21 protein-coding genes are annotated in these 21369 nt (G+C 59.0%); 5 read left to right on the plus strand and 16 right to left on the minus strand.

Annotation, left to right across the window (positions count from 1 at the left end; translation table 11 throughout):
* From ACT3UA_RS16395 to ACT3UA_RS16405, 3 genes are all read left to right on the plus strand, one after another.
* Positions 1-821: hypothetical protein (locus ACT3UA_RS16395; RefSeq protein WP_444617392.1), on the plus strand; the 821-nt coding region annotated here is incomplete at its 5' end.
* 339 nt (positions 822-1160) lie between these two features.
* A complete protein-coding gene (locus tag ACT3UA_RS16400; RefSeq protein WP_444617394.1) occupies positions 1161-2411 on the plus strand; it encodes a sensor histidine kinase in 1251 nt (416 codons plus the stop codon).
* Positions 2412-2427: 16 nt separating this feature from the next.
* Entirely contained in the window at positions 2428-3156 is a 729-nt protein-coding gene (locus ACT3UA_RS16405) for a response regulator (protein ID WP_444617396.1), read from the plus strand.
* 489 nt (positions 3157-3645) lie between these two features.
* On the opposite strand, the gene ACT3UA_RS16410 is transcribed toward ACT3UA_RS16405, so the two are convergent.
* The 13 genes from ACT3UA_RS16410 to ACT3UA_RS16470 all read right to left on the minus strand — a co-directional run bounded on the left by ACT3UA_RS16410 (position 3646) and on the right by ACT3UA_RS16470 (position 16915).
* A complete protein-coding gene (locus ACT3UA_RS16410; RefSeq protein WP_096287294.1) occupies positions 3646-4452 on the minus strand; it encodes a TSUP family transporter in 807 nt (268 codons plus the stop codon).
* A gap of 48 nt (positions 4453-4500) precedes the next feature.
* A complete protein-coding gene (locus ACT3UA_RS16415) occupies positions 4501-6288 on the minus strand; it encodes a proline--tRNA ligase (RefSeq protein WP_444617399.1) in 1788 nt (595 codons plus the stop codon).
* A gap of 182 nt (positions 6289-6470) precedes the next feature.
* Positions 6471-6881, minus strand: a complete 411-nt coding sequence (locus ACT3UA_RS16420; RefSeq protein ID WP_444617401.1) for a hypothetical protein — start codon at positions 6879-6881, stop codon at positions 6471-6473.
* Positions 6882-7004: 123 nt separating this feature from the next.
* Positions 7005-7739, minus strand: coding sequence for a hypothetical protein (locus tag ACT3UA_RS16425; protein WP_444617403.1), 735 nt, complete (start codon positions 7737-7739; stop codon positions 7005-7007).
* A gap of 76 nt (positions 7740-7815) precedes the next feature.
* Complete coding sequence (locus ACT3UA_RS16430) at positions 7816-8550, minus strand: hypothetical protein (RefSeq protein ID WP_444617405.1); 735 nt, start codon at positions 8548-8550, stop codon at positions 7816-7818.
* Between the two features lie 71 nt (positions 8551-8621).
* On the minus strand, positions 8622-9470 hold the full coding sequence (locus ACT3UA_RS16435; RefSeq protein ID WP_444617407.1) for a hypothetical protein: 849 nt from the start codon (positions 9468-9470) through the stop codon (positions 8622-8624).
* A gap of 47 nt (positions 9471-9517) precedes the next feature.
* Complete coding sequence (locus ACT3UA_RS16440) at positions 9518-10297, minus strand: GNAT family N-acetyltransferase (protein WP_444617409.1); 780 nt, start codon at positions 10295-10297, stop codon at positions 9518-9520.
* A gap of 61 nt (positions 10298-10358) precedes the next feature.
* Positions 10359-11525 (minus strand): flavodoxin-dependent (E)-4-hydroxy-3-methylbut-2-enyl-diphosphate synthase, encoded by a 1167-nt coding sequence (gene ispG, locus ACT3UA_RS16445; RefSeq protein WP_096287306.1) that lies wholly within the window; start codon positions 11523-11525, stop codon positions 10359-10361.
* Positions 11526-11655: 130 nt separating this feature from the next.
* Positions 11656-12210, minus strand: coding sequence for an NADPH-dependent FMN reductase (locus ACT3UA_RS16450; protein WP_444617411.1), 555 nt, complete (start codon positions 12208-12210; stop codon positions 11656-11658).
* 534 nt (positions 12211-12744) lie between these two features.
* A complete protein-coding gene (locus tag ACT3UA_RS16455; RefSeq protein ID WP_096287310.1) occupies positions 12745-13044 on the minus strand; it encodes a YciI family protein in 300 nt (99 codons plus the stop codon).
* Between the two features lie 23 nt (positions 13045-13067).
* A complete protein-coding gene (locus ACT3UA_RS16460) occupies positions 13068-14417 on the minus strand; it encodes a M50 family metallopeptidase (RefSeq protein WP_105569940.1) in 1350 nt (449 codons plus the stop codon).
* Positions 14414-15637, minus strand: coding sequence for a 1-deoxy-D-xylulose-5-phosphate reductoisomerase (gene dxr, locus ACT3UA_RS16465; RefSeq protein ID WP_444617414.1), 1224 nt, complete (start codon positions 15635-15637; stop codon positions 14414-14416). The genes ACT3UA_RS16460 and dxr overlap by 4 nt, the downstream gene beginning before the upstream one ends.
* A gap of 123 nt (positions 15638-15760) precedes the next feature.
* Entirely contained in the window at positions 15761-16915 is a 1155-nt protein-coding gene (locus tag ACT3UA_RS16470) for an acyl-CoA dehydrogenase family protein (RefSeq protein ID WP_105553710.1), read from the minus strand.
* A gap of 220 nt (positions 16916-17135) precedes the next feature.
* On the opposite strand from ACT3UA_RS16470, the gene ACT3UA_RS16475 reads away from it, so the two are divergent.
* Together ACT3UA_RS16475 and ACT3UA_RS16480 are read left to right on the plus strand one after the other, a co-directional pair.
* Positions 17136-17750 (plus strand): TetR/AcrR family transcriptional regulator, encoded by a 615-nt coding sequence (locus tag ACT3UA_RS16475; protein ID WP_096287318.1) that lies wholly within the window; start codon positions 17136-17138, stop codon positions 17748-17750.
* Positions 17751-17821: 71 nt separating this feature from the next.
* Positions 17822-18286 (plus strand): GNAT family N-acetyltransferase, encoded by a 465-nt coding sequence (locus ACT3UA_RS16480; RefSeq protein ID WP_404289937.1) that lies wholly within the window; start codon positions 17822-17824, stop codon positions 18284-18286.
* An 84-nt stretch (positions 18287-18370) separates the two neighbouring features.
* Here the strand turns inward: ACT3UA_RS16480 and ACT3UA_RS16485 are convergent, their stop codons facing one another.
* Genes ACT3UA_RS16485 through ACT3UA_RS16495 form a run of 3 tightly spaced genes read right to left on the minus strand, consistent with a single transcriptional unit; the run spans position 18371 to position 21329 of the window.
* Positions 18371-18559, minus strand: coding sequence for a hypothetical protein (locus tag ACT3UA_RS16485; protein WP_444617417.1), 189 nt, complete (start codon positions 18557-18559; stop codon positions 18371-18373).
* 41 nt (positions 18560-18600) lie between these two features.
* The gene (locus ACT3UA_RS16490; RefSeq protein WP_444617419.1) at positions 18601-20277 is read right to left on the minus strand and encodes an ABC transporter ATP-binding protein; all 1677 of its coding nucleotides are present in this window, start codon (positions 20275-20277) and stop codon (positions 18601-18603) included.
* Complete coding sequence (locus tag ACT3UA_RS16495) at positions 20274-21329, minus strand: ABC transporter permease (RefSeq protein WP_096287326.1); 1056 nt, start codon at positions 21327-21329, stop codon at positions 20274-20276. Before ACT3UA_RS16495 ends, ACT3UA_RS16490 begins: the two co-directional genes overlap by 4 nt.
* Positions 21330-21369 lie beyond the last annotated feature (40 nt).

Consider the following 21369-nt stretch of genomic DNA (forward strand, 5'->3'; position numbering starts at 1 on the left):
CCGACGCGTTGGCCGCACTGGCAGACTCGGACAGTGCCGGCGCCCTGAGCGAATTGAGCGCCACGCTGGCTCATGGCTCGAAGCTGGTTGGCCAGTTGAGTTTCGAGGACCAGCCAGTGGTGCCGTTGGCGCAAAGCTTCAGCCCCGAGGCGGTTTCCAAACTGGCCGAACAGGTTGCCCAGCTGAGCACTCGCATGCCGCCGGTCCCAGAAGAGCAGGCCCCGCTGGCACCCGCGCTGACTCAGCTGGCCTTCCAGACGAATCTCGAAGCGCGCAGCGCGCTACGCGCCGTGGCCAAGCAAGAGTCGGTGGATCAGCTGCCCGCCCCGCTGCTCTCCGGGCAGGGCGAACCCGAGGGGGAACCGGTGGGTTGCCTCAGGGATCACAAGCTACTAAACGCAGAAACCCCGATTGCCGATCCGGCACTGCATGATGATGTACGGGTGGCCCGGGCACTGGACCGCGGCTACGCGTTGGACTACATCCTGCAATTGCAGGCTGCTCGCGGAGCCAACGCGGACGCGGCGCAGATCGAAGAGCGCCGCACGACGTTGAATGCCGAACTGCGCAAGGTGCGTTCGGTGTTGCCAGGCGACTGTGCGGATCTACGACAGCCAGCCTATGTGCTGCCCGAGGACGGGCTCGAAGAACTAGGTTCGCTGGCCGCGGAGGCCGAAGCCGATTTTGTTCAGGCGCTAGCTCTTGCCTCGGGTGCCGCGAGGGACAGCGCACAAGGCACCTTGGCGGAAACGACCTGGCAGGTTCTGCTTGAGCAGCGCCAGCGTGGACTGGATCCAGAACTGCTGAACGCCAGCGAGTAATACTGGCCCAAGCTTTACCCGCTTGTCTGGGTCTAAACGATTCAGCGGCCGAAACGTACCTGCTCAGAATGATGTGCCCGCATCACCGTGTGTGACAAGATACATTCAACCGCATAGATTCTGAGGAGTTCCCAGTGTTTGATTCCCCCGGTGGAATTTTCGGCAGCCAGGCGCTCGCAGTCCTTTTGGTGCCTGGCATCATCCTCTGGCGGACCGGCACTCGGTCGCGAAGAACCCTCGCAACTGCTGTGAAGCCTTAGGCAGCCGGCTAATGAACATCCTTCGCGGCCTCGGTTTTACCGGCGCAGACTCCGCGGCATCCCGCCAGAGGATTCCGCGGTGAGTTACTCCGTGCCCTCAGGGCGGGCGCATTCCCCGCGCGGCGCCGCAAGCGACGTCCGGGGAGTCACGCTGATGCCGGCCAAGGATCTCGTCCAGCGCTTGTTCGTTGCTATTGCCGGGTTTATCTTCGAGATGATCGTCTGGTCCGCGAGGAACCCCGAGGGCTATGCCGGGACCATGCCATCCTGGATCATCATCACGGTTGCTGCTCTGGGTTACACCACCTTCGTGATCACCCGCTCGCCGGTCCTTGGCTACTGCACGATGATCTTGCTGAGTACCGGCTGCCTCATCGATCCCATGGCACCGACCATGATGGTCGGCTTCCTGATTTCCGTGTTCTACCTGGCCCGACGGCTGCCGCGGCGCAGGGCATATCTGGCCCTGATCGGCGCCGCGATCCCGATATTGACCGCCTCGCTGGTGTCCACGAAGCTGCAAGTCATCGGCAACCTCACGACGGTTCTCCCCAGCGTGGCCGTCTTCACGCTATTGGTTCTCGCGGTGTGGGGCTCGGGCGTGGCATTGGCCAGCTATGAGCGCACGCTGCGCACGGAACGCGCTTGGGCAATTCGGGCCCGCGAAGAAGCCACCACTTCGGAGCGGCTGCGTATCAGCCGCGACCTGCATGATTCCGTGGCGCACTCGCTCACGGCGATCGTGTTGCAAACCGCCGGCCTGCGCGCGGTGCAACGCACCAAGTCGCGCGAAATTGACCTGGATGCGGCGCTCGCGGATATGCAGCAGACCGCGGAGCAGAGCATCCGCGAACTACACCGGCTGCTGGGACTCTTGCGCGGCGAGGGAGATGCTCCAGATTCTCCGCCGCGCGGAATCTCCGACTTTGCCGAGCTCATCGAGGCGGCGCGAACTTCGGGGGTCGAAATCCACGAGTCGATTTCCGGCCCCGGGCGTCCGCTCGATCCAAGCGTCGGACACGCTGCCTATCGTGTAGTCCAGGAGGGCCTGTCAAATGTGATGCGCCACGCCGGTCAAGGAGCGAAAGCCTACGTCGAAACCCGCTGGGATTCCGAAGCGCTGACGGTATCCATCCGTTCGCTATCCGGAATCACCGAAAAGTCGCGGCTCTCGGGCGGGTTCGGCCTGCTGGGCTTGCGCGAACGCGTCACGATCTGCGGAGGCACACTAGTCAGCGGTCCTACCGATAGCGGTTTTCTCGTCAAAGCCGTTCTGCCCGTGCGAACTGAACTAGGCTCGGACCATAACAGCTCTTCGGAAGATTTGTGAGTGGAGCGTCAACACGATGATCGCAGACCCAGAACCCACCGCCCACGGCCCGAATGCGAGTTCCAGAATTCGCATCCTCATAGTGGATGATCAGCCAATGGTCCGGGCCGGCATTTCGATGTTGCTTTCCGCCGAGCCTGACCTCTCGGTGATCGGCGAGGCGGGCTCGGGGCCCCAAGCGCTTGAATTTGCTGGCAAGCACCTCCCCGACGTGGTGCTCATGGATGTGCGCATGCCCGGGATCGACGGGGTTGAGGCGACCAAGCAGCTGGTTCGTGAAACCCGGGAGAACCAGGACCGGCTGGTCCGGGTGCTGATTATGACTACCTTTGATGATGAGGAGGTCGTGGTCAAGGCGCTCCAAGCCGGTGCCAGTGGATATCTGCTGAAACACGCCTTGCCCAATGAGATCGCGGCCGCGATTCGGCGGGTTGCGGCGGGTGAAACCTGGCTGGATGCGACGGCCGCCACCCGGCTCGTGCAGCGCCTGCACATGAGCTCCTCGGACTTGCCGGACATCACGGAGCTGCTGACTCCTCGAGAACAGGAAGTCCTGCGACTTGTGGCCGCGGGCATGTCCAATCAGGAGATCCGAGACCTGCTGGTGCTCAGCGAGGCGACGGTCAAAACTCACGTGGCCCGAATCCTCTTCAAGACCGGCTCTCGGGACCGCGCTTCGGCTGTGGCCTTGGCGTACCGCTCGGGCTTCAGCCGTGCGGATGACAAGATCCCGGGACGAAACTGAAAGTTTCCAGAGAAAGATACCGTGCAGGTATGACGACGGCAGAACCTCAATTTGAGATCCTAGAACCAACGCCACAGCAATCCCTCAGCGCTTCGAGGGTGTGGCCTGGTGGGAGCGGTTGTTGCCACCGTATGACGTCCTAGATGACGGTCAGCCTTTTTGGGAACCTGCGTTAGGGGGAAAGCTTTTGGGGCAAATCCAAAAGCTCAGCTTCTTTAATGCGCCCGGCCTATGGGGATGGGTCAAGGCTGATTGATGTTGATTCTAGGTAAGGCAGTATGGGGACATTGCCTCCAGGAATTGCCGGCTCGCAGTCCAAGCGAACCGGCAATTCGTGGTTAAAGGGCATGTACCTCTCCGCCCGGCCCACGTTGGGCAATTGGCCGCCGCCAACCACCGCGGCAAGCCGGTGTTCGGTTTCAGAAAGGTGATGATTCTAGCCGGGCTGGATGCCTTTGGCTGGACCGTTTCCCGGGAATCGTTGTGCCCCTAGGCAAAGATCATGTCTGAACCGAGTTTGATGATCAGTGCGCACACCACGATCACGAAGATGATCCTGATGAATTTGCTGCCTTTGGAAATCGCCATGCGGGCACCGAGGTAGCCGCCGGCCATATTCATCAGTCCCATGGCCAACCCCAACCCGAAAACCACGTGCCCAGCCGGAATGAACAACACCAGGGCGCCAAAGTTGGTGGCTAGGTTGACGATCTTCGCTTTGGCCGAGGACTGCAAGAAGTTGTACCCCAGCACCGTGACCATAGCGATGATCAAAAATGATCCGGTACCCGGACCAATCATGCCGTCATAGCCGCCGATGATCAGTCCGATCACTACCGCCCGCAGGTAGTGCCCGCTGCCCCGGTAGCGTAGCTTGCTCAGCTCTCCGGCTTTGGGCTTGAAAATTGTGAAGGCAAGCACCGCCACCAACGCGGCGATAATGATTGGCTGGATGGCTTCTTCGGGCAGAATCGTGGCAATGGCTGCACCACCAAAGGCACCAACCATGGCCATCAGGGCCATGGGGATTGCCGTTTTCAGGTCCGGGCTGGTCCGCCTGTAGTAGGTAATCGCGCTGGTGGCGGTGCCAAAAATGGAACCCAGCTTATTCGTGGCCAGGGCCTGTACTGGGCTCATTCCGGGAAAGAGAAGCAGCGCGGGCAACTGGATCAGTCCACCGCCACCGACAACTGCATCGATCCAACCAGCCGCAAACCCTGCTAACAAAAGCAGGATCAGCGACGTCCAGCTGAACTCAACACCATCAAGTGACAAGAAGGAGAGAATCTCCGGCACCGCGCTGCACCTCTATTCATTTATTGCTTGTGAAAAGCTACCGGCAGTTTACGCGCTCAGCTCTTCCACCACGTCGGCAACGGCAACGTCACGACGCTCGCCGGTGGCACGATCCTTGACCTCAACCACTCCGTCGCTTAGCCCGCGGCCCACCACAACAATGGTTGGCACGCCGATCAACTCTGCGTCGGAGAACTTCACGCCGGCCGAAACCTTTGCACGGTCATCGAAGATAACCTCCATGCCCTTGGCTTCGAATTCCTTGGCTAGTTTTTCGCCCGCTGCCAGCAGCTCTTCGCCCTTGCCGGTCACGACAATGTGGATGTCGACCGGGGCGACCTGCTTTGGCCAAGCAAGGCCCTTTTCATCGTGGTAGGCCTCGGCGAGGGCTGCTACCGCACGGGTAACGCCAATACCGTAGGAACCCATGGTGACCACAGAGAGCTTGCCGTTCTTGTCCAGCACCTTGAGATCCAAGGCTGCCGCGTATTTACGGCCGAGCTGGAAAATGTGTCCCATTTCGATACCGCGTTCGGCACGCAGCGGGCCGGAGCCGTCCGGAGCCGGGTCACCTGCGCGCACATTAACCGATTCGATGGTGCCGTCGAAGGAGAAGTCGCGCTCGGCCACCAGACCGAAGACATGCTTGCCCTTTTCGTTGGCGCCGGTGATCCAGCTGGAGCCGGAGACCACGCGCGGATCAACCAGGTAGGTGATCCCGCTGGAGGCTTCGGAGCCCAGCACCTGCTGGTCCAGTCCGTTGCCTGGGCCAATGTAGCCGGCGATCAGCTCTGGGTGCTTGGCGAGGTCTTCGGCACTGGCCGCCTCGACCAGCACTTCGCCGCTGATGTCCAGGGCCATGCCGATGGTTGCTTGCGCGCGCCTCAGGTCGACCTGGCGGTCCCCCGGCACTCCAATGGCCACGACGTGGCGGTTGCCTTCGGGGTCGATGACCGCGACGACGACGTTCTTGAGCGTGTCGGCCGCAGCCCATTCGCCTTCTGCGCGCGGGCGCAGCTCGTTGGCGGCGGCAACCAGCGTCTCGATGGTTGGGGTCTCCGGGGTATCGAGGACTTCGAATGCCGGAGCGTCGCTGAAATCGATTGCCTCGGGAACGACGGTTGTGACCGCTTCAACGTTGGCCGCGTAGCCGCCTGGCGAACGCACGAAGGTGTCTTCGCCGATGGCAGTTGGGTGCAAGAATTCCTCGGACTTCGAGCCGCCCATGGCACCTGCCTGCGCGAACACTGGCACGACCTCTAGGCCCAGGCGCTCGAAAATACGAAGGTACGCGCCGCGGTGTGCGTCGTAGGCTTCGTCGAGACCCTCGTCATCGATGTTGAAGGAGTACGAATCCTTCATGATGAATTCGCGGCCGCGGAGCAGGCCTGCGCGCGGACGCGCTTCGTCGCGGTACTTATTCTGGATCTGGTACAGGTAGGCAGGAAGGTCCTTGTACGAGGAGTACAGGTCCTTGACCAGCAAGGTGAACATTTCCTCGTGCGTTGGAGCAAGCAGGTAGTCCGCACCCTTGCGGTCCTGCAGGCGGAAGAGCCCTTCGCCGTATTCAGTCCAACGTCCGGTCTGTTCGTAAGGCTCGCGTGGCAGCAGTGCCGGGAAATGAACTTCCTGAGCACCAATGGCGTCCATTTCTTCGCGAACAATAGCTTCTACGCGAGCAAGCACCTTCAAGCCCAGTGGCAGCCAGGTATAAATGCCCGGTGCTGCGCGGCGAATGTATCCGGCTCGAACCAACAGCTTATGGCTGTCTACTTCTGCTTCAACCGGATCTTCGCGCAAGGTGCGCAGGAACAGGGTGGAAAGCTTCAAAACCACGCGGGGCGTCCTTTTCCGTAAGTCGCCGGTCCATGGTGTGCCACTGGAGGTCGACTCAGCTATGCAAAATCTGATGTGTAATTGGCTTAAAAATAGCCTTCCACAATCCTAACCTCTATAGGCAAAACCCTAGTATTCCTAAGGCTGTGGAGACTACCGTGATTCTTACCGCAGTAGAAAAACTACTGCCCTGGGAGGGTTTCTCTCCAGGCGTTGGCCGTCGTGCTCGAAACTCTCGCCAACCACCCTTCGATGATCACTTCACGAAGCTGATCTACCTTGATGTGTTCTAAATGGAATAACACAATGTCGGTCCCGGTCAAATGCTGAATATCGAAGAATAGTTCTCCGAAAGCCTCAATCAGTTCTTTCTTGGCAATCACTGATGCGGTGCGCACCGCATAGATTTCGCCTTGCGGCACAGGTAGCCCCTGATCAACGAGTCTTTTCGTGTCGGCTTTCCCTAGCGGCCGCCGCCAAATGACCATGCCGCGGGGCACCGCCCACTTCGCTCCGGTGCCATATCCACTAATGCCTTCCTCGAGCTGAGGCAGCCCTGCTGCTATTACTCGGATGTCTGCAATCGTGGCCATCCTCCCATGCTCTCGCGCGCACACGAGGATTCGCAAGTGCACAAGGTATATGTCGAGCTGGCATACAGCAACGCCGCCTGCCTCCGAAATGGAAGCAGGCGGCGAATGGTGAAAAATCTCGCGTTACTGAGTCTTTTCCAACTCGGCAACTGCGACGTTGAGCTCCTTGACCAGCTCGTCGATTTTAGCCTGTTCGCCCTCAACGGCACCGGAGAAGGATATGGACACCGCATTAGGGCCGACAAGACCCTGCACGGTATAGCTACCCATCGGCACCTCGGTGCCTTCCATGGTGATGCTCGTCTTCGTTGCCGTGGTCACTTCGGCGTCCGAGGTAGCGTCAAGCATTTCAGCCGAAGCGTTGAGCTTCATTCCCTGCATTTCCATGGAGAAGCTGTCGCAGCCCTGCAGGTCCTTGGCCTCGACGGTCTTCTTGATCTCGGATAGCTTTGCGTCATCCTCGTAGGATGCAACGCTGTAGCTGGTTGACTCGCCGACCTCCGCACCAGCGACGGTGGCAACGGCCATATTGATGCCTTCGATGTCCCATGAGCTCTGCTGCGCGACCAATTCAGCGCACTTGGCAGGCTCGATGTTCATGCCCTCGACAAGTTCCTTCGCCTGTGGCAGAGACTCTGCGATCGCAGCACCGTCGATGATCTGCGCGCCGGACTCATCGGCTACTAGCTTTTCTACGACTTCCTTGACCTTTTCGGAGCTCAAAGGCTCCGCTGCCGGGGCCTGTTCGGAGGATTGCGCCTCATCCGATACTGCCGGTGCTTCATTGCCCGAGTCCGAGCAACCGGTCAACGCCAGTGCCCCAGCCAGCGGAAGCAACCAAAGTGAACGTTTTTTCATGATTCAGTCCTCACATTGAATGGTGTTGCTTCCACTGTATTTGAATAATGGTTAGAAATAAAAGCCCAAGGCCTAATTATTGCAACGATTTGATTTCGGCAAACGCTTGATCGGCCAGGTTCATGGCTTCTCCCGCGAGCAAGGGTGCTTCCACGGTTCCACTGGAAAATGTCACCAGAACGAAACTGTTGCCTTCGAGAGCTTGCACAGCGACCGAATTCAGGTACTCGTCCGCCCCGACCTTCATTTGCGTGGCCATCGTCAGCGCCTGATCTGCGGTCGAGTCAAGGTCCAGTATCTGCCGGTCCGTGTTTACTTCCTGACCCGAGACGCTCACGCTAATCGATTCGCATCCTTCGATGTCGGAGAGCTTCAGAGCCTCAGAGATATTTTTCCGGGTCTGTGCATCGGTGATCGAGAATATCTGGATCACTTTGCCCGTGGAGTCCCCCTGGACCGTTGCAGATGCCGCCACTGTGCCGGTCAGGTCCGTGACGGTGTACTTCTCTTGCTGTTTGGCGCATTCCTCCGGCTTGATACCGTTGCTGCCTTCCATGGTCTTGGCATTCTCCAACTGAGGTTTCATCACCTCGTTGTCCAAGATCTGCGCAGAGGAATCCTCGCCTACAAGCTTCGTGACCACATCCTTGACCTGGTCTGCGGAGAGCGACTTGCCGCTTGTTTGATCCTGCTTCTGGGACGGTGCGGGACTCGACTCGGTCGTTACCGGATCAGCATTATCGCTTCCCGAGCAGCCAGTGAGAATCAGGGTTGCGGCCAGAGGTAGCAGCCAGAGGGAACGCTTGGTCATAGATCAATCCTTAGAATGTGCCACGGCTCCAAGCCTGGCTAGAAATGCTGGAAATGCGAAGCCCCGAGTAGCTACTCAAGTTCGGCGAACAACGCGTCGATTCGTTCCGAAGCGTCTTGGAGACGCTCTTTCGTTTGCTCTGCAGTCGTCTGCTGCTGGAATCCGACCATCACGTTGCCCTGTGCCGCTCGCACCATGAGTTGCTGTTGCGTGTGGGAGCCATCGCTGCTGGTCACCACATAGGCGTCATTGAACGGCGCGATTGTTTTAGTTGGTTGTTTCGCCAAGTGGTAGGCGAGAGTTTTCCCGTTGATGGTCACCGAGTATCGTGCGCAGTCGGCGCTCGCCTTCGCTTCGCTTTCCCATTGGGCCTGCAATGCTTCTTGGTCTTGATAGACCGCAACCGTCAGATATCGGTCTTCAAACTCCACCGCCGCCATCTTGGCCTTGGCCAGCTGTTCGGTGACCGGAGCGGCGAAAGTAACACCGCATTTACTTGGCGAAACTTTCAATCCCTCAATCCAGGCCTGCGCTTCGGGGATACTTTTGCGCAATTGCGAATCCGAAATGACCTTCGCCTTGGAGTCGTCCTTGACGAATTCCTTGAGCTGCTTTTCAAGTTCATCGGCGTTGATCTGCAGTGCGCTTCCAGCAGTTGCCTCTCCGGGAACAGACGGGGTACTGCAACCGCTAAGCAGGAGCGCCGCGAGGCAAAGCGCCGAGGCGAGGTACGTTTTAGAGCAATTGGCAAGAGCCACAGATTTTCCTGTCACGATAGTTACTGTGCTCGAGTCTAGAAGACTGCGCACCGATCTCGGCGGATTATGTCTCCTGTGCCCGTGGCATGCCGTGCACAAATGCCGCGTTTTCACCAGATCTTGATGAGACGAATCTGGCCCGACACGAGGAAGTACGGTCATGAGCAACCTGCAGTCGGCAACTGCGCGCGTCAGCCCCGCTGAGCGCACTAGAAAAGGATCGTCGCGAACGTTCCAGCCTGCTCGAATCCCACCCGTTCATAGGACCGGATGGCAGGCTCGTTGTAGTTGTTCACATACAAGCTCACAATCGGCGCAAACCGCAGCGCGTAGCCAACCGTGGCTGCCATATATCCGGCGGCAAGTCCTTGGCCGCGATAGCGTGGGCTGATCCAAACACCTTGGATCTGAACTACCGAGGTGGTGACGGTTCCAAGATCTGCCTTGAAAATAATCTCGCCGTATTCGTCAACATCGATCACGGTGTGGCCTTCGCGAATCAACTGACGCACACGGGTTCGGTAATAGCCGCCGCCACTGTCTAACGGAGAGTATCCAAGTTCTTCTTCAAACATTGCAGCACTAGCAGGCAAGACAAGGTTGAAGTCCTGCAAGGTCGCCACGCGCAGAGACTCAATCGGCGTGATATTCGCCTGGTGCGCAATAGTCATCAATGGCTGATTTTCACGGACGTCGAAGAATGTCTGGGGTCCCGAGGCAAGGACATCTTGCATCGCCAGCACGGTCTCGGCTGGGCCAAAAACCGAAGCGAAACGTTGGCGCGTCTCCAGCGCTTGCTGAGCATAGGCGCGCGCATGTTCAGCGCTCATGGCGGTGGGCGCAATATTTGCGCCCACCCAGCATGCCGATTCCAGCCCCTCTTCACCGTTAATGCCGAGCAGGTGGGCAAAACCATCCGGAACGGCGGAACGGTGCAGAGCAAGCTGCGACCGGGTAAAGATATTAGCTACGGGGTCTTGATCAAGCAATGCGAGTAGGGCCGCAGTATCTCTACGTCCCAAGACCCGCACTTCCCCGGGCGGGCTCTGTCTAGCTGACGGAGACCACGGGAGAACCCGAGGCAGGATTCTCGTCATCGCCAAGATCCATTTCTTCAGCTAAACGATTAGCTTCTTCAATAAGGGTTTCGACAATCTGGTCCTCGGGGACGGTCTTGATAACTTCACCCTTGACGAAGATCTGCCCCTTGCCATTACCGGAGGCTACGCCGAGGTCGGCGTCTCGTGCTTCGCCCGGGCCGTTAACAACACAGCCCATCACCGCAACGCGCAGCGGGGCTTCCATGCCCTCTAGTCCGGCGGTGACCTTTTCGGCCAGCGTGTAGACGTCCACCTGAGCGCGACCACAGGATGGGCAGGAAACGATGTCCAGCTTTCGGGGACGCAAGTTCAAGGATTCGAGGATCTGGTTACCAACCTTGACCTCTTCGACCGGTGGAGCCGAAAGGGAGACGCGGATGGTGTCGCCAATGCCCTGTGAGAGCAATGAGCCGAAGGCAACGGAGGACTTGATGGTGCCCTGGAAGGTCGGGCCGGCTTCGGTAACACCGAGGTGCAATGGCCAGTCGCCGGACTCAGCCAAGAGCTGGTAGGCGCGGACCATGATGACTGGGTCGCTGTGCTTGACCGAAATCTTAAAGTCGTGAAAGCCATGTTCTTCGAACAGCGAAGCTTCCCAGATGGCCGACTCTACGAGTGCCTCCGGGGTTGCCTTGCCGTACTTCTTCAGTAGCTTCGGGTGCAGCGAACCACCGTTGACGCCGATACGAATCGAGGTGCCATGATCCTTGGCAGCCTGAGCGATTTGCTTAACCTGATCATCAAATTTGCGGATGTTGCCTGGATTCACCCGGACGGCACCGCAGCCGGCCTCAATCGCAGCGAATACGTACTTCGGCTGGAAGTGGATGTCGGCGATGACCGGGATCTGCGATTTCATCGCGATGATCGGCAAGGCTTCGGCATCTTTATCGGTCGGGCAAGCGACGCGCACAATATCGCAACCGGCGGCCGTCACCTCGGCGATCTGCTGCAAGGTTGCGTTAATGTCATGCGTCTTGGTGGTGGTCATCGTTTGCACGCTGATAAGCGAGTTCGAACCGATGCCCACATTGCCAACATTAAACTGACGGGTCTTACGACGTGGAGTGATTACCGGCGGTGGTGCCGCCGGCATGCCGAGTTTGACCGAAGTCAATGGATGCCTCCGAAGTGATTGTAGGTATTTCTATATCAAGTATCGCACCGTCTGGCGTGCTATTGGTAAGGATGCGAGAAAAGCCACGACGAGCGCCGTGGCTTTTCATCACAGATTCAAGAAAAGTTACTTAGTTGGCTTCTGCAACGGTGCGGATGTTGCCCAGCACTTCGGCAACCTGTTCGGCAACTTCAGCGTCATCCTTCGGGTGAGTTTCGGCGAAGCGAACCACCGAGTTGGGGATGGAGAGCTTGACGTTCTCAAGGACGTTTGCCCCTGCAATGTTCAGCGCCTTGCGGGCTTCGTCTTGAGCCCATACGCCACCGTACTGGCCGAAAGCGATGCCGATGACAACCGATGGCATGTCTTTCACGGCGCCAGCACCGAACGGGCGCGAGAGCCAGTCGATGGCGTTTTTGAGAACGGCTGGCATGGTGCCGTTGTACTCAGGGGAGATCAGCAGCAGCGCATCCGCCGCGCCAACAGCATCGCGCAATGCCTGTGCCGCCGCAGGCACACCGCCTTCAACATCGTGGTCTTCGTTGTAGAACGGCAGGCTGTCAAGGCCCGAGTACACGCTCACATCAACGCCTTCTGGGGAGTTCAGCGCGGTAGCTTCTGCCAACTGCTGGTTGGTTGAACCAGCGCGCAGGGAACCGACCAGAGTAATGACCTTTGTTGCCATATTGTGCTTCTCCTGTATTTAGTGAATCAATAAGTAGACAAAGCTGACGCTTCATCTACTCCAACGAGTGATCAGAAGATTCAATTCCGCCACTAGATATGACTTAGGGCACACTCGTGAGAACTCCTGGGTCATAACTGCGCGTGCACCAACCAGTCAGCGGTAAAGCCGCGGCTGCTCAGTCCCGATTAGTCCAATTCAGTCAACAGCGGCAATATCGCTTCTTGCTCTTCTTTTCGCGCCGATAGGTCATGCTCCCGCCGCCCTCTGAAGATGGCCTGCATACCAATGCCCATTCGCTCTTCGGCACCTCAAGGGACGCTCACCCCTCGCTTTCTCACCTGGCCAAAGATTGTGCGGCAAAGAGGCAGCGCTAATAAACGATGGATACTTACGCATAAATTGCAGCTGCAATTCGATTAGCGGCGGACGCGAGAGGCCAAAATTCATTGCGCTCTTGTCGCTCAACGAATCAATGAAACCCCCGGCCACAAAGCCAAGGCCTGCGGTCGGGGGTCCATAAGCATTGACTTTTTAGGAGGCGAACTGCGAAAGCAGGCCCATGACCGGGTTCCATTCGGTGATGTCGGTCTGCTCTAGCGCGCCGACCTTGCTGAATGGATCATTGGCCAGCACCTCATTCAGGGCGGACTTATCCTCAGCTACAAAAATGAGCAGAGCACCGTCGGCAGCCGGGGTGGGACCCGAGGCGAGAAGACGAACCGAGCCTTCTCCAAGGAACTCACCGAGGTATGCGCGGTGCGCCGGACGGTGTTCGTTGCGCAGTTCGGTCGAGTCCTGAGCATAGGTGTATTCAACAGCAAAAACAGTCATGGCTACAGCTTATTTCGCCAGGCCTAGAAGATCGTGATTGGTTTGAAGATGTCTGCGTATATTAAGAGCCCGCCCATGACCAGCATCGCAGCAACGACTACGTAGGTGAGGGGCAACAGCTTGATGGTATCCACCGGAGCGATGTTCTTTTTTCCGAAGATCCGGGCTACGGTACGCTTCAGTCCCTCGTAGAGGGCACCGATCACATGCCCGCCGTCCAGCGGCAGCAAGGGAATCAAGTTGAAGGCAAATAGCGCCAGATTCAGTCCACCGGCCAGCGAGAGCAACGAGGCGATCTTGTCATTGATTTCGATGCCCTCATGAGCATTGATTTCACCGGCGATACGTCCCACACCAACAATGGAGACCGGACCGTTCGGGTCGCGCTCCTCGGTACCGAAGGCGGCCTGTGCTACGTCGACCATGCGCTGGGGCAGGTGCAGTATGACGTTGCCGATGTTCAGCAGCTGGTCCCCCACCACGCCGGGAATTTCGGTGACCGGCTGGGAAATGTTTTTCTCCTGCGAGCCCATCCCGACGAACCCAACCTGCGCGGTTTTCATGGCGCCGTTCTCGTCGGTCACCGGATAGCCATCTGCATCCAGCACCGGCCGTTCGGTCAGATAGGGCGTCAGCGTGGTGTCATGCATGATGCCACCGCGTTCATATTCCAGGGCGATGCTTTCCCCCGGGTGGTCACGGATCACACCGGTGAGTTCATACCAGGCATCGTGCGCCACCGGGGCGCCGTTGACGGCGGTGATGGTGTCTCCCGGGAGCAACCCGGCGGCGTAGGCCGGAGCTTCCTTGTCGTTGGCGGTGCATTCGGTCGCCTCAGAATTTTCGGCGCTCGCGATGCACTGGTACACCTCGGAGACGGTGGTGGTCGCCGTGGGCACGCCAAAACCGGTGATCACCACGCCGATCAGCAGGAACCCGAGCAGCAGGTTGACGAAGGGTCCGCCGAGCATGATGATGATGCGCTTATAGATGGGCAGCTGATAGAACAGCCGGCCTTCGTCGCTGGCTTCCACGTTCTCATTGGCCTGCGAACGGGCGTCGTCAACCATTTGCCCGAAGACTTTGTCGAAGAAACTCGGCTTCTTCTGCGCCGCGCCGGCTTTGCTGGCCGCGCGCGGCGGGTACATGCCCACCATTGAGATGTATCCGCCCAGCGGAAGTGTCTTCAGCCCGTATTCGGTCTCGCCACGCTTGACCGAAAAGATCGTCTTGCCAAAACCGATCATGTATTGCGGAACGCGCAGTCCGAATTTCTTGGCCGGAAGCAGGTGCCCTACCTCGTGCAAGGCAATGGACAGCCCGATGGCGACGACCATGAACAGGACACCGCCAAGGAACATTAATACGCTCATGCTTTTTCCTTCAGCAACGAGATTGCGTGGGCGCGCGCCCACCGATCGGTCTCTAGCACTAGCTCCGCCGAAAGCTCGGCGTTCACCGGGGTATAGTCTTCCAACACCCGGTCGATGGTTTCAACAATGTCGGTAAAGCGGATCTTGCCTTCATGGAAGGCGTCAACCGCAATTTCGTTCACCGCGTTGTACACGGTCATATGGGTGCCGGAGGCGGCAGCGGCCTGCTTCGCCAATTTCACCGCGGTAAAGACCGATTCGTCCAAGGGTTCGAAGGTCCACGATGCGGCGGTGGAAAAATCACAGGGTTTCGCGGCTCCGGCCACGCGATGCGGCCAGTTGATGCCCAAGGCAATCGCTAACCGCATATCCGGTGGCGAGGCCTGGGCGATCACCGAACCGTCGATGAACTCAACCATCGAATGCACTATCGACTGGCGGTGCACCAGCGGTTCGATACGCTCCAGCGGCACATCAAAGAGCAGGTGGGCTTCGATGACTTCTAGCGCCTTGTTGACCATGGTCGCAGAGTTGGTGGTGACCATCCGCCCCATATCCCAGGTTGGGTGGGCTAGCGCCTGCGCCGGGGTCACTTCGCGTAGCTGCTCATAGTTATATCCGAAGAATGGTCCACCGGAGGCGGTGACAATCAGCTTGGAGACTTCCTCCGGGGTGCCCGAGCGCAGGGCTTGGGCAAGAGCTGAGTGCTCGGAATCCACTGGGGAGATCTGCCCGGGAGCGGCAATCTGCTTCACGACCTGGCCGCCGATAATCAGCGATTCCTTATTCGCCAGCGCGAGCAGGTGTCCGGCCTTCAACGCCGCGATGGTCGGTTCCAATCCGATGGCGCCGGTAATGCCGTTGAGCACCACATCAGATTCCATATAGCCAGCGATCTGCGCGGCGGCCTGCGGCCCTGCGAGGAGTTCCGGGGAGTAGTCGCCTACGCCTTTGTCCTGCGCCACCTGCGCGATCGCGGATGCGAGTTCATCTTTGCTCTCTACCGCCGCGCCCACGAGGTCCGGGCGGAAGGCGACTGCCTGTTCGGCGAGGAGCTTGAGATTGTAGCCACCGCTCAGTGCCGCGACGCTAAATTGCTCCGGGGCATTCTTGATGACATCCAGGCCTTGGGTGCCAATGGATCCGGTAGAACCGATCAGCGTGACACGGCGCGGATGGTCCGCAGTTTTAAAAGAAGATTGGATGCTCACCCACCCCATTATGGCCGTTATATCTGTGAGCTCCCAAAGTGCAGATCAACCGGCGCGCTCAAGCCAAGCCGTGCCGGCGAGCAAGTCTGAAGCTCAGCAGCGCGCCGGCCCGGCTCATTAGGGATTGAGCCTTTACAGCCCGAGGCTGCGGGCGATCAGCATCAGCTGAACCTGCGTAGTGCCTTCACCGATTTCCAGGATCTTTGAATCCCGATAGTGGCGAGCCACCAATGATTCGTTGATAAATCCGTAGCCACCAAAAATCTGGGTGGCGTCCCGGGCGTTGTCCATGGCCGCCTCACTGGCGACGAGCTTGGCGTGGGCTGCTTCGATCTTGAAGTCTTTCCCGGCAAGCATTTTGGCCGCGGCCGCGTAATAGGCAAGGCGCGCGGTGTGGACGCGCGAAGCCATGCGCGCAATCATGAATGAGATTCCCTGGTTCTTGCCGATTGAAGAGCCAAAGCTCTGTCGGTTCTTCGCATAGGTTACCGCCTCATCCAGACAGCCTTGGGCGGCGCCGGTCGCAAGAGCCGCGATGGCGATACGACCCTCGTCAAGGATCTCCAAGAAATAGGCATATCCGCGTCCGCGTTCGCCGAGGAGATTCTCTTCGGGGACTCGGGCACCGTTGAAGCTCAGTGGGTGGGTATCGCTGGCATGCCAGCCGACCTTGTTGTAAGCCGGTTCCGCGGTGAATCCTTCGGTACCCGATGGAACGATAATCGTGGAGATTTCTTTTTTGCCGGTGGCCTCGTTGACTCCGGTCACCGCGGTGACCGTGACAAGCGAAGTGATGTCTGTTCCCGAGTTCGTGATGAATTCTTTGGAACCGTCGACAACCCACTGGCCATTTTCGAGCTTTGCTTTGGTTCTCGTGGCCGATGCGTCAGATCCGGCACCGGGCTCGGTCAGTCCGAATCCTGCGAGGTTCTTGCCGGCGGCGAGATCTGGCAGCCAACGCTGTTTTTGTTCCTCATTTCCGAAACGGAAGATCGGCATCGCCCCGAGTGAGACACCTGCCTCCAAGGTAATGGCTACCGACTGGTCGACTCGACCAAGTTCTTCCAGCGCGAGGGCCAGAGCGAAGTAGTCGCCGCCAGATCCGCCGTATTCCTCGGAGATCGGCAATCCAAACAGGCCCAACTCCCCCATTTGCGCAACAACTTCATAGGGGAAGCTGTGCTCCGCATCGTGTTTAGCGCTGACCGGCGCGACGACTTGCTGGGCAAATTCACGGACGACGTCGACCAGGTCTTGGTACAGTTCGTCGAGTTCGAGATCAATCACGGGCACTCTCTTCTTTCGAGGTTGTCCACACCGTCCTTGCGTTTTTGACGCAATGATCGATGGCGGGCCATGTTGGACGCGGAGGCCATATCTTGGAAGCTGACCGTCCGGCGCGTATGGTTAATTTCTATTAACTGTGTATGTCCAGTTACATTTTGACACTAGTGGCGTACTTCATAGTTGTCCATAGTTGGACGGGGTTTTCGAAGGAGTAAATGCATTGAGCAGATATCAATCGCTCACTGAGCCAACCGAACGCGAGCGTGCCAAGGCCGAACGCCGTGATGCGCTATTGCGCGAAGCGACACGGCTCTTTGCGTTGCACGGTTACGCCGGTGTTTCCTTAGAAGATCTGGGAGCCGCCTGCGGCATCTCGGGGCCTGCCGTGTACCGGCATTTTGCCGGCAAACAGGCGCTCCTCATCGCTTTGCTGGTAGATATGTCTAAGGACATCTACGCCGGCGGTCTGAAGGCCGCAGAGAGTGGCGGCAAGCCGTTGGAGGTGTTGTCCCGGCTGGTTGATTTCCACACCGATTTCTCCCTCTCCCGACCAGACATCCTTCAGGTTCAGGACCGCGACTTGAAGTCGCTTCCGAAGGCAGAACTCGCCTTAGTCCGTAAACTTCAAAATAATTACATCGCGCTGTGGACCGAGCAGCTGGCCCAAATGCATCCCACCGGCAGCCCGCAGTCGCACCGCTTCAGGGCACACGCGGTCTTTGGCCTGCTGAACTCCACCGCGCACTCGGCGCACTCACCACGCACCAAGAAATCCGGGTTAAAGCCGCTGCTCTCCAATATGGCACTCGCGGCACTCACATCCCCGGTAGTCTAGAAACTAAGTCCCACTTATTCTGAGCGCGTTCAATCGGGCGCGTACCACCTCACGAAAGAAAGGTCTTTATCGTGCAACTACGTGAAGTCCGCCCTTCCGACTTGGACGCCTTCTTCGCTCACCAGCAAGAACCCGAGGCGAACCTGATGGCGGCCTACCAGGCTCGCAATCCTTCGGACCGGGCCGTATTCGATCATCACTGGAGCTCAATCCTCAACGATGAGTCGGTACTGGTTCGCACGATCGAGCACGAAGGCGAGGTCGCCGGTTCCATTTTGGTCTTTGACGGCACGAAGCCGGAGATCAATTTCTGGACCTCCACCAAGTTCTGGGGCAAGGGAATCACCACCAGCGCCGTAGACGCGTTCCTGGCCGAGTTCACCAAGCGTCCGCTGACCGCACACGTGGTGCAGGACAATCTAGGTTCCCTCAAGGTCCTGGAACGTCGTGGCTTCAAGCAGGTAGGCACAGAGCAGATCTTCTCGAACGCCCGTGCCGCGGTTGTCACCGAGATCGTTTTGCAGCTCGACGACTAACAGTCGCTTAAATACAGCTAACCGCAGTTCACCCGACGACGTGTGAACTGCGGTTAGCTGTTTAATGCTGTTCTATCGGTTGTTTCAAGGCCCGTAATAGCCCTTGCCACGATCAATATCTTTTCTTGCATCCCGCAACGCCTTGGCGGTCTGCTCATCGCTCTGGTCAAAGTCATTAGCCTTGCGATCCAGACCGCGAAAGGCGCCAACGATGAACGGCAACGCGCAGAGGGCGATGACGGCGGACATAATCAGGATCGATACCAGATCCATGGCTTCCTCCTCATGTCCTTGGCCGCGCCGCTACCCGCGTGCTACTTCGTGGAATTCAAGGTCCGCCACGCCTCGCGTCGCACCGCCTGCTCGATCGGATCCGGCACCGGAGCGGCAGCCAGCAACCTGCGCGTGTAGTCGTGGGTCGGTGCGTGCAGCACGGTATCTACGTGCCCCTGCTCCACCGACTTGCCGTTTTGCATCACCACCACCGAATCGGCGAGCATATCGACAACCGCCAAATCATGGCTGACGAATAGGCAGGCGAAGTTGAAATCGCGCTGCAGCTCCTGGAGCATCTCCAACACCAGCGCCTGCACCGAGACGTCCAGCGCGCTGGTCGGCTCGTCGGCGATCAACAACTCCGGGTTCAAGGTCAGGGCGCGGGCAATGCAGATACGCTGGCGCTGGCCGCCGGAAAGCTCGTGCGGGTAGCGGTTGATGACATTTCGCGGCAGCTTCACCGCATCCAGCAGTTCCTGCGCACGCTTGATCCGTTCGGTCTTGCTGCCGACCTTGTGCACCACCATGGGCTCGGTAATGCAATCGCCGATGGGGAATCGCGGGTTCAGCGAGGCGGCCGGGTCCTGGAAGATCACGCCGATCTGCTTGCGCACCTGGCGCGCCTGGCGCGGCGAGAGCTTGGGCAGGTTATGGCCCTTGACCGACAGCGTTCCGGAGGCCACCGGCAGCAGGCCGAGCACCGCCTTGGCGATGGTCGATTTGCCCGAACCCGATTCGCCCACGATGCCGAGCACCTCGCCCTTGGCGACGTCGAAGCTGACGTTTTCCACCGCCCGGAAGACGGTGCCGCGCATGTCGTATTCCAGTATCAGGTCCTTGGCTTCCAAGACCAGCTCGCGGTCGGCCTGCGCGATCGGTTCGCTGCGCGGTGCGGGCTCTTCTACGCTCACTCGCGAAAGACGCGGCACGGAAGATAATAGGCGTTGGGTGTATTCGTGTTGCGGGTGCAGCAGCACCTGCTTTACGTCCCCGGTCTCCACCAGGTTTCCCTGGAACATCACCGCGACCTGATCGGCCATATCCGCCACGACACCCATATTGTGGGTGATGAGTAGAATTCCCGTATTCAGCCGGTCCTTGAGCTCCCGGAGCAGGTCCAGGATTTCGGCCTGCACGGTCACGTCCAGTGCGGTGGTCGGCTCGTCGGCAATGATCACCTTCGGTTCGCAGGAGATCGCCATGGCGATCACGATGCGCTGGCGTTGGCCACCGGAGAACTGGTGTGGATACTGCCTAATGCGTTTGGCGGGATCCGGGATGCCCACCATGGTCAGCAGCTCGATGGCGCGGTCGGTGGCTTCCTTGCCGTAGGCCACGTCGTGCAGTTCCAGCGCTTCGGTCAGCTGGCGTTCAATGGTCAGCACCGGGTTCAGCGCCGTCATGGGTTCTTGGAAGACCATGGCAATGTCGGTGGCACGCATTTTACGCATCTTGCCTGCCTCCAGTCCTACCACGTTGACATTGCCTATCTTGGCGACGCCGGTGACCTGGGCGTTCTCCGGCAGCAGGCCCATGGCCGCGGTGGAGGTCACCGACTTCCCGGACCCCGATTCACCGACCAGCGCCACGACTTCGCCCGGGCGTACCGCCAGGGATAGCCCCTTGACGGCGTGGACGTCGGGTCCGGCGGTTTCGAAGGTGACCTTCAGGTCATTGAAGCTCAGTGCATAGTCTTCTGTTGCTTCGGTGCTCATGGCTTTTCCTTACGGGTTGGCAGGGCAAAGAGCCCTGCCCGGCGGCGGCGCTTGCCGGTGTGGCGTGGATCGAAGGCATCTCGCAGACCATCGCCGAGGAAGTTGACGCTCAGCGCGATGGCGACGATGATCATGCCCGGCCACCAGAACAACCACGGACGTGAGGTAAACGCATTCTGGTACTGGCTGATCAGCAGGCCCAGCGAGGATTCCGGCGGTTGTACGCCGAAGCCCAGATACGACAGGGCGGATTCGAGCAGGATCGCGCCGGCAATGGCGAAGGTCGCGTTGACCACGATCACCCCGATGGTGTTAGGCAGCAGGTGCTTGAAAATGACCCGTGAGGTTTTTGAGCCCATGGCCTGGGCCGCCGCCACGTATTCGCGTTCGCGCAAGCTGAGGATCTCACCGCGGACCAGTCGGGCTAGACCGGTCCAGGTCACCAAGCCCAAGACGAGGGCCAAGGTGATGATCGAGCCGGAGGTCGCGCCGGCAAGCTGGCCAAGCACTGCGGCCAGCACCAGCAGCGGGATCACGATGAACAGGTCGGTAATGCGCATCAAAACCTCATCGACCCAGCCGCGGAAGTATCCGGCGATCGCGCCGATGACCGCTCCGAGGAAGGTGGATACCACGCCGACGACAACTCCGATGATGATCGATTTTTGGGTTCCGGTCATCACCAGCGCGAAGTAGTCCTTACCGATGGAGTCCTGCCCGAAGGGGTTCTCCCCCCAGCGGATTCCTTCGCCGCCGAGCCACGTGGGGACCAAGCTCAAGGTTGGCTTGCCGCCATCGATCACGCTACCGGCGTTGAGGTAGGACTTATCCCACCAGCCCGGAAATACTCCCCATCCCACCGAGCTGAAGGCCATCACGGTAATGAAGACCAGAATGATGCTGGAGGTCATGGCGAGCTTGTGCTTGAGGAAGCGCCCAATAACGATGCGCCCCTGGCTTTTTGAATCTTCGGCCTGGCGGGCAAGCTTCGCATCCTCCAGTTCTGCAAGGGAGGTGACGTTCTCTGGCAGTTTGTCGTTGGTGTTACTCATCGCTTGTCCTTAATGTCCCAGACACGATTGGTGTGAATTG

The organism is Glutamicibacter sp. 363 (genome assembly GCF_052379505.1).
Classification (GTDB): Bacteria; Actinomycetota; Actinomycetes; order Actinomycetales; family Micrococcaceae; genus Glutamicibacter.